The organism is Citrobacter sp. Cpo069 (assembly GCF_030332785.1).
Classification (GTDB): Bacteria; Pseudomonadota; Gammaproteobacteria; order Enterobacterales; family Enterobacteriaceae; genus Citrobacter; species Citrobacter portucalensis.
This window is the reverse complement of record NZ_JAOWHD010000053.1, coordinates 1-6,959: the sequence shown is the minus strand read 5'-3', so window position 1 is coordinate 6,959 and position 6,959 is coordinate 1. Positions and strand designations below refer to the sequence as shown.

At 52.7% G+C, this 6,959-nt stretch carries 6 protein-coding genes; 4 read left to right on the top strand and 2 right to left on the bottom strand.

Annotated features, from left to right (window positions below; translation table 11 throughout):
- Positions 1 to 203: 203 nt before the first annotated feature.
- Positions 204 to 1,757: an L-lactate permease gene (locus OGY08_RS14325; RefSeq protein WP_286565935.1), complete on the bottom strand. Its 1,554-nt coding sequence runs from the start codon at positions 1,755 to 1,757 to the stop codon at positions 204 to 206.
- A 388-nt stretch (positions 1,758 to 2,145) separates the two neighbouring features.
- On the opposite strand from OGY08_RS14325, the gene dld reads away from it, so the two are divergent.
- The 4 genes from dld (at position 2,146) to OGY08_RS14305 (ending at position 6,811) form a co-directional block, all read left to right on the top strand.
- Entirely contained in the window at positions 2,146 to 3,891 is a 1,746-nt protein-coding gene (gene dld, locus OGY08_RS14320) for a D-lactate dehydrogenase (RefSeq protein ID WP_023157191.1), read from the top strand.
- A gap of 74 nt (positions 3,892 to 3,965) precedes the next feature.
- A complete protein-coding gene (locus tag OGY08_RS14315) occupies positions 3,966 to 4,685 on the top strand; it encodes a (Fe-S)-binding protein (protein WP_001102105.1) in 720 nt (239 codons plus the stop codon).
- A gap of 10 nt (positions 4,686 to 4,695) precedes the next feature.
- Entirely contained in the window at positions 4,696 to 6,123 is a 1,428-nt protein-coding gene (locus OGY08_RS14310; RefSeq protein WP_003830092.1) for a LutB/LldF family L-lactate oxidation iron-sulfur protein, read from the top strand.
- The gene (locus OGY08_RS14305) at positions 6,116 to 6,811 is read left to right on the top strand and encodes a LutC/YkgG family protein (RefSeq protein WP_125363516.1); all 696 of its coding nucleotides are present in this window, start codon (positions 6,116 to 6,118) and stop codon (positions 6,809 to 6,811) included. Before OGY08_RS14310 ends, OGY08_RS14305 begins: the two co-directional genes overlap by 8 nt.
- Positions 6,812 to 6,860: 49 nt before the next feature.
- Here OGY08_RS14305 and OGY08_RS14300 read toward each other — a convergent pair.
- Positions 6,861 to 6,959: GntT/GntP/DsdX family permease (locus OGY08_RS14300; protein ID WP_286565933.1), on the bottom strand; the 99-nt coding region annotated here is incomplete at its 5' end.

The following is a 6,959-nucleotide window of genomic DNA, read 5'->3' as shown; positions in this document are numbered from 1 at the left end:
CGGAAAAGGCGTCGAACTTCTTCACCATCTTTTTCCAGAACAACATAACAACAATCCTCGATTTGAAACATCGGCGCTATTTTAGTCAGCGCCGACAAATCGTAAAGCCTGTCGCCTTGTTCCGTTCCTGGGGCGGTGTAAACCTTTTTGGTCACTGTGTCGTCAAATACGATTGCCGCGAATTTGACGGGGTTGACAATGGCTTACGCCATAAACCAGTAATAAAAGAGACCAACCTTTAAGCCGAGGATCACAATGTAGGCGCAGCAGTATTTCATGGTGCCAGACATAATCTGGTTGGCCTGACCGTCCATTTTGGTGGCAGAAACCGCGATGGCGATGCTTTGCGGCGAAATCATTTTCCCGCCCGTAGCGCCAGAGGTATTGGCCGCCGCCAGCCAGTTGGGATCGATATGTAACTTGCTGGCAGCAATGGTTTGCAGCTTGCCGAACAGAATGTTCGAGTTGGTATCGCTGCCGGTAACGAACGTGCCCAGCGCGCCAATCACCGGGGCGAGGAAGACGTACGAGCTGCCGGTCAGATCGACAATCGACTGCGCCAGCGTGGAGATAATCCCGCTGAGATCCATCACCGTGGCCAGCGCGACGATCGCCATAATTGCGACGATAGAGTTTTTAAGCTGGAAAATCGTTTTGATAAATACTTCCAGCATCCCGTGTGCGGACGCCCCCTGAATAAAACCGCCGATAATGGTCGCAAAGATGATCAGCATCCCTGGTGTGGTCACCCATTCAACTTTCAGTGCCATCGTTTTGCCGTCAGCCAACGTGAAATGCAGCACCGAAGCCAGTTGGGACGCCGCGCCTTTTATTGTCGGGAACAGCGGCGAACACAGCAGGATAAATACAAAAATAAACAGATAGATAGAGCCCACGCGGAACAGCACTTTTGCCGAGCGTGGCGTGGTTTCGCGGGTATGGCTGACCTCAATGCGCCACTCTGGATCGGTTTTCCCTTTGCGCAGGCGACTGACCATCGCCACGGCAAACAGGCTGACCAGGCTACCGGCAAAAGCGGGTAATTCCGCGCCAAGATGGATGGCGACAAAATATTGCGGAACCAGCGTGGTGATGCCGCAAATCAACGTGATCAGAAATACGCCACGAATGGCTTTCAGGCCGCCGCCAATAATGCAGACAATCACAAACGGCAGCAGGATATTAAACAGCGCGAGCTGCAAAATAATGGTTCCGCCTAAGGTATAAACCGGCAGATTAACCTGCTCTGCCAGAATAGAAACCGGGATCCCGACCGCGCCGAATGCGGTGGGAACGGTATTCGCCACCAGAGAAGCAATAGCAGCCTTCAGCGGGTTGAATCCCAGCGCAATAAGAATGCCGATCGGAATAGCGACCGCCGTGCCATAGCCCGCTGCGGCTTCAAGAAATCCACCAAAACACCATGAAATCAGCAGCACCTGAATACGCTTATCTTCGCTAATGCTGGCGAGAATATCGCGCAGAATATCCAGCGCTTTGGTCGCCTGCATGACGTTATAACTGAAGATAGCGCCGAGGATAACAATTACGATCGGCCATAGTCCCTTCAGTGCACCATAGCCTATCGCGGCTTTCAGATTCTGTGTGGGCATTTCCCAGAATATTGCCGATAGTGCAGCGGTGAATACCAAAGAGATCAGTACGGAATAATGGATGGGCATTTTTAATTTCAGTATTAAAAATACCATCAGCAGCAAAGGAGAGAGTGCCAGAGCAAACATTAAATATTCGTGCATTACAATTCCCGATTTACTTTTTTAGACTTAACTATATTTAGGGGGAAGGAGGCTACCTTAATAATAAAATAAAAAATGCAAACTGAATCGCTTCAGTGAAATAAAGTTACAAAGGTTAATAATTGTATAAATAATGTTATTTTTTTTATTAAATATGAATAACCACTAAATATAATAATACCCATTAGAGTTAATCATTAATAGGTATGAAATGGTCTTTGCAATAAATGAAATAAGCGTTTTGGCATCCAGTAAAAGAACGGAGTATGAATTATGTGGTAGTGGTAATTTCATTAAAAAATGTGAGCGGTGCCGAAAGAAATAAAATGGGGTATTGCATGTGGATATTGATTGAGGGAATATTCTGTTTTGTCGTACAAATAAACTTATGGCCATTTTCACTGGCCCTGATATAAGGAGCGGAGAGCCGCCCTCCATGAAACATACTGATAATAAGACCTTTTTGACAACTCTTACCCAATTGGTTGGCCCTGCTCATATCCTCACCGAACCGTCAAAAACTGCGCGTTACCGTAAGGGTTTTCGCTCGGGTCAGGGTGATGCTCTGGCGGTGGTTATCCCCGGCTCTTTGCTTGAACTCTGGAAAGTCCTTAGCGCCTGCGTTGAGGCCGATAAAATAATCCTGATGCAGGCGTCGAACACTGGCCTGACTGAGGGTTCGACGCCCAATGGTAATGATTACGACCGCGAGATCGTCATTATCAGCACGCTGCGGCTGGACAGTCTGCATGTGCTGGATGAGGGTAAGCAGGTGCTGGCTTATCCGGGCACCACGCTGTATTCGCTGGAAAAGGCGCTGAAGCCGTTTGGCCGTGAGCCGCATTCGGTGATTGGCTCTTCGTGCATCGGCGCGTCGGTTATCGGCGGTATCTGTAATAACTCCGGCGGTTCTCTGGTCCAGCGTGGCCCGGCTTATACCGAGATGTCGCTGTTTGCCCGTATTGATGAACAGGGACGCTTGCAGCTGGTCAATCACCTCGGCATTGAGCTAGGTCAGACGCCAGAGCAAATCCTTGCCCGGCTGGATAACAATGCGATTGAAGCCGTGCTCGTCAACCATGACGGGCGTCACGCGCACGATCACGACTATGTTAGCCGCGTGCGGGACATCAATGCCGACACGCCAGCACGTTACAACGCTGACCCGGATCGCCTGTTTGAATCCTCTGGCTGCGCGGGCAAGTTAGCGGTGTTTGCCGTACGTCTGGATACCTTTGAAGCCGAGAAGAACCAGCAGGTCTTTTATATCGGTACCAATCAGACTGATGTCCTGACTGAGATTCGCCGCCACATCCTGGCGAATTTTACAAACCTGCCGGTTGCTGGGGAGTATATGCACCGCGATATCTATGATATTGCAGAGAAATACAGCAAAGATACCTTCCTGATGATCGACAAACTTGGCACGGACAAAATGCCGTTCTTCTTCAACCTGAAGGGGCGTACCGAGGCCATACTTGAGAAGGTGAAGATCTTTCGCCCGCACTTTACCGACCGCGCGATGCAGGCTTTTAGCCATCTGTTCCCGAGCCATCTCCCGGCGCGGATGAAGACCTGGCGCGATAACTATGAACACCATCTGATGTTGAAAATGTCCGGTGAGGGTGTGGCCGAAGCCCAGGCATGGTTAACGGACTATTTTAAATCGGCCGAGGGCGCGTTCTTTACCTGTACCGCGGAAGAGGGCAGTAAGGCGTTTCTGCATCGTTTTGCCGCCGCGGGTGCTGCCATTCGTTATCAGGCCGTTCATTCTGACGAGGTTGAGGATATTCTCGCGCTGGATATTGCATTACGCCGCAATGATACCGAATGGTATGAGCATTTACCGGCGGAAATTGACAGTCAGTTGGTGCATAAACTCTATTACGGCCATTTTATGTGCCATGTATTCCATCAGGATTATATCGTTAAAAAAGGCGTAGATGCCCACGCGTTAAAAGAACAGATGCTGGAATTACTGCGCCAACGCGGAGCGCAATATCCGGCGGAACACAATGTCGGCCATCTGTATAAAGCGCCGGAAAATTTGGCACGTTTTTATCAGGAAAATGATCCGACCAACACTATGAACCCAGGTATTGGTAAAACCAGCAAACATAAAAACTGGGCATGAAATACGAATGAACATTTGTTTGATATCGCGATATCAAGCGCAATAAACAGAAATGAAGCAATGGAGTAGTTATTGTGAATGTAAATTTCTTTGTCACCTGTATTGGTGACGCACTGAAATCACGGATGGCACGAGACTCCGTATTGCTGCTGGAAAAACTGGGTTGTCGCGTTAATTTCCCCGAGAAGCAAGGGTGTTGCGGTCAGCCAGCCATCAACAGCGGTTACATCAAAGAGGCGATCCCCGGGATGAAAAACCTGATCGCCGCGCTGGAAGACAACGACGATCCGATTATCTCCCCGGCGGGCTCCTGCACCTACGCGGTTAAAAGCTACCCGACGTATCTGGCCGATGAACCGGAATGGGCGCTGCGTGCTGAGAAAGTTTCCGCGCGTATGCAGGATCTCACCTCCTTTATCGTCAACAAACTGGGTGTGGTGGACGTTGGTGCCAGCCTGCAGGGCCGCGCTGTGTATCATCCTTCCTGTAGCCTGACCCGCAAACTGGGAGTGAAGGAAGAGCCGCTTACGCTGCTGAAAAACGTGCGCGGACTGGAGCTGTTGACGTTTGCCGATCAGGATACTTGTTGCGGCTTTGGCGGGACGTTCTCGGTCAAGATGGCCGAGATATCCGGTGAGATGGTGAAAGAGAAAGTATTACATCTGATGGACGCAAAGCCGGAATTTTTGATTGGCGCAGACGTTAGCTGCCTGCTGAACATTGGCGGTCGACTGCAACGGGAAGGCCAGCCGGTCAAAGTGATGCATATTGCTGAAGTGCTGATGAGCCGCTGAGGGGAAAGAGATGTCGATAAAAACCAGCGATGTAGAATTTAAACTGCGTATTCGTCAGCAGATAGAAGATCCGATTATGCGCAAAGCCGTGGCTAATGCGCAGGAGCGTATCGGCGCGAATCGGCAAAAAATGGTCGATGAGTTAGGCCACTGGGAAGACTGGCGCGATCGTGCCAGCCAGATCCGCGATCACGTTCTGAGCAACCTCGACGCTTACCTGTACCAACTCTCCGAGAAAGTGACGGAAAACGGCGGACACGTCTATTTCGCCAAAACCAAAGAAGACGCCACTCGCTACATTTTGCAGGTCGCGCAGAGTAAAAATGCGCAGAAGGTGGTGAAGTCCAAGTCGATGGTGACCGAAGAAATCGGCGTCAACCATGTGTTGCAGGATGCCGGAATCCAGGTGATCGAAACCGATCTCGGGGAATATATCCTGCAGTTGGATCAGGATCCGCCTTCGCACGTCGTGGTTCCGGCGATTCATAAAGATCGCTACCAGATCCGCCGCGTGCTGAACGAACGTCTGGGGTATGACGGCCCGGAAACCCCGGAAGCTATGACCTTGTTCATTCGTCAGAAGATCCGCGAGGATTTCCTCAGTGCCGAAATCGGTATTACTGGCTGTAACTTTGCCGTGGCGGAAACCGGCTCGGTGTGTCTGGTGACCAACGAAGGCAACGCGCGCATGTGCACCACGCTACCGAAAACGCACATTGCGGTGATGGGCATGGAGCGTATCGCGCCGACCTTTGCCGAGGTGGATGTGCTGATTACCATGCTGGCGCGCAGCGCCGTGGGCGCACGTCTGACGGGCTACAACACCTGGCTGACCGGCCCGCGTGAGGCGGACAACGTTGACGGACCGGAAGAGTTCCATCTGGTGATTGTCGATAACGGTCGCTCGCAGGTGCTGGGCTCAGAGTTTCGCGATGTGCTGCGCTGCATCCGCTGCGGAGCCTGTATGAACACCTGTCCGGCGTACCGCCACATCGGCGGGCACGGCTATGGCTCTATCTATCCCGGCCCTATCGGCGCGGTGATTTCTCCGCTGCTCGGCGGCTATAAAGATTTTAAAGACCTGCCGTACGCCTGTTCTTTGTGCACGGCTTGTGACAGCGTCTGCCCGGTGCGTATTCCGTTGTCAAAACTGATCCTGCGTCATCGCCGGGTGATGGCCGAGGAGGGCATTACGCCGAAAGCCGAGCGACGGGCGATCAAGATGTTCGCCTATGCCAATAGCCATCCGGGGCTGTGGAAAGTCGGGATGATGGCGGGCGCGCATGCGGCGAGCTGGTTTATCAATGGCGGCAAAACCCCGCTCAAGGTTGGCGCGATTGGTGACTGGATGGAGGCGCGCGATCTGCCTGATGCTGACGGCGAGAGCTTCCGCAGCTGGTTTAAGAAACATCAGGCGCAGGAGAAAAAGAATGGATAACCGTACCGCGTTTTTAAACACCATCGCCCAGGCGCTGGGTCGCCCGCTGCGCTTCGAACCGCAAGCGGATGCCGCACTGGTTAACAACTATGCCAACGAGCGCCTGACCGAGCTTAGCCCCGAGCAGCGCTGCTCTGCGTTTATCCAGTTTGCCAGCGAAGTGATGCTGGCCCGCTGCGAACTGACCAGCGAGGACCAGGCCGCAGACGCGGCACTGCGCCTGTGCGAAGAATTGGGTCAGCAGCCGGTGGTGCTGAGCGGCGACAGCCGGCTGGTGGAGCTGGGCATCACCGAACGCTTGCAGCAGGAATGCAACGCCGTGGTCTGGGATCCGGCGCGTGGTAGCGAAAATATTACCCAGGCCGAGCAGGCGAAAGTCGGCGTAGTGTATGCCGAATATGGCCTGACCGAGTCCGGCGGCGTGGTGCTGTTTTCCGCGCCGGAGCGCGGGCGCTCCCTGAGCCTGTTGCCGGAGTCCTCGATTTTCGTGCTGCGTAAAAGCACCATCCTGCCGCGCGTGGCGCAGCTGGCAGAAAAACTGCATCAGAAAGCACAGGCCGGTGAGCGTATGCCATCGTGCATTAATATCATCAGTGGACCCAGCTCGACGGCGGATATTGAGCTTATCAAGGTGGTTGGGGTGCATGGTCCGGTGAAGGCGGTATATCTGATTATTGAGGATTGTTGAGGCAGGATGGAAAACCGCTCTGGCGCTGTGGGCCAGAGCGGTATCGACGTTATGCAATCATGCTGATGATCAACACGATTATCAGGCCAACCACGGAGTTTACCAGCTCCAGCAGACCCCAGGTTTTCAGCGTATCCTTCACCGACAG

Bases quoted from the DNA above. Each gene is read 5' to 3' on its own strand.
- OGY08_RS14325 (WP_286565935.1), bottom strand. From the start codon at position 1,757: ATGCACGAATATTTAATGTTTGCTCTGGCACTCTCTCCTTTGCTGCTG.
- dld (WP_023157191.1), top strand. From the start codon at position 2,146: ATGGCCATTTTCACTGGCCCTGATATAAGGAGCGGAGAGCCGCCCTCC.
- OGY08_RS14310 (WP_003830092.1), top strand. From the start codon at position 4,696: ATGTCGATAAAAACCAGCGATGTAGAATTTAAACTGCGTATTCGTCAG.
- OGY08_RS14305 (WP_125363516.1), top strand. From the start codon at position 6,116: ATGGATAACCGTACCGCGTTTTTAAACACCATCGCCCAGGCGCTGGGT.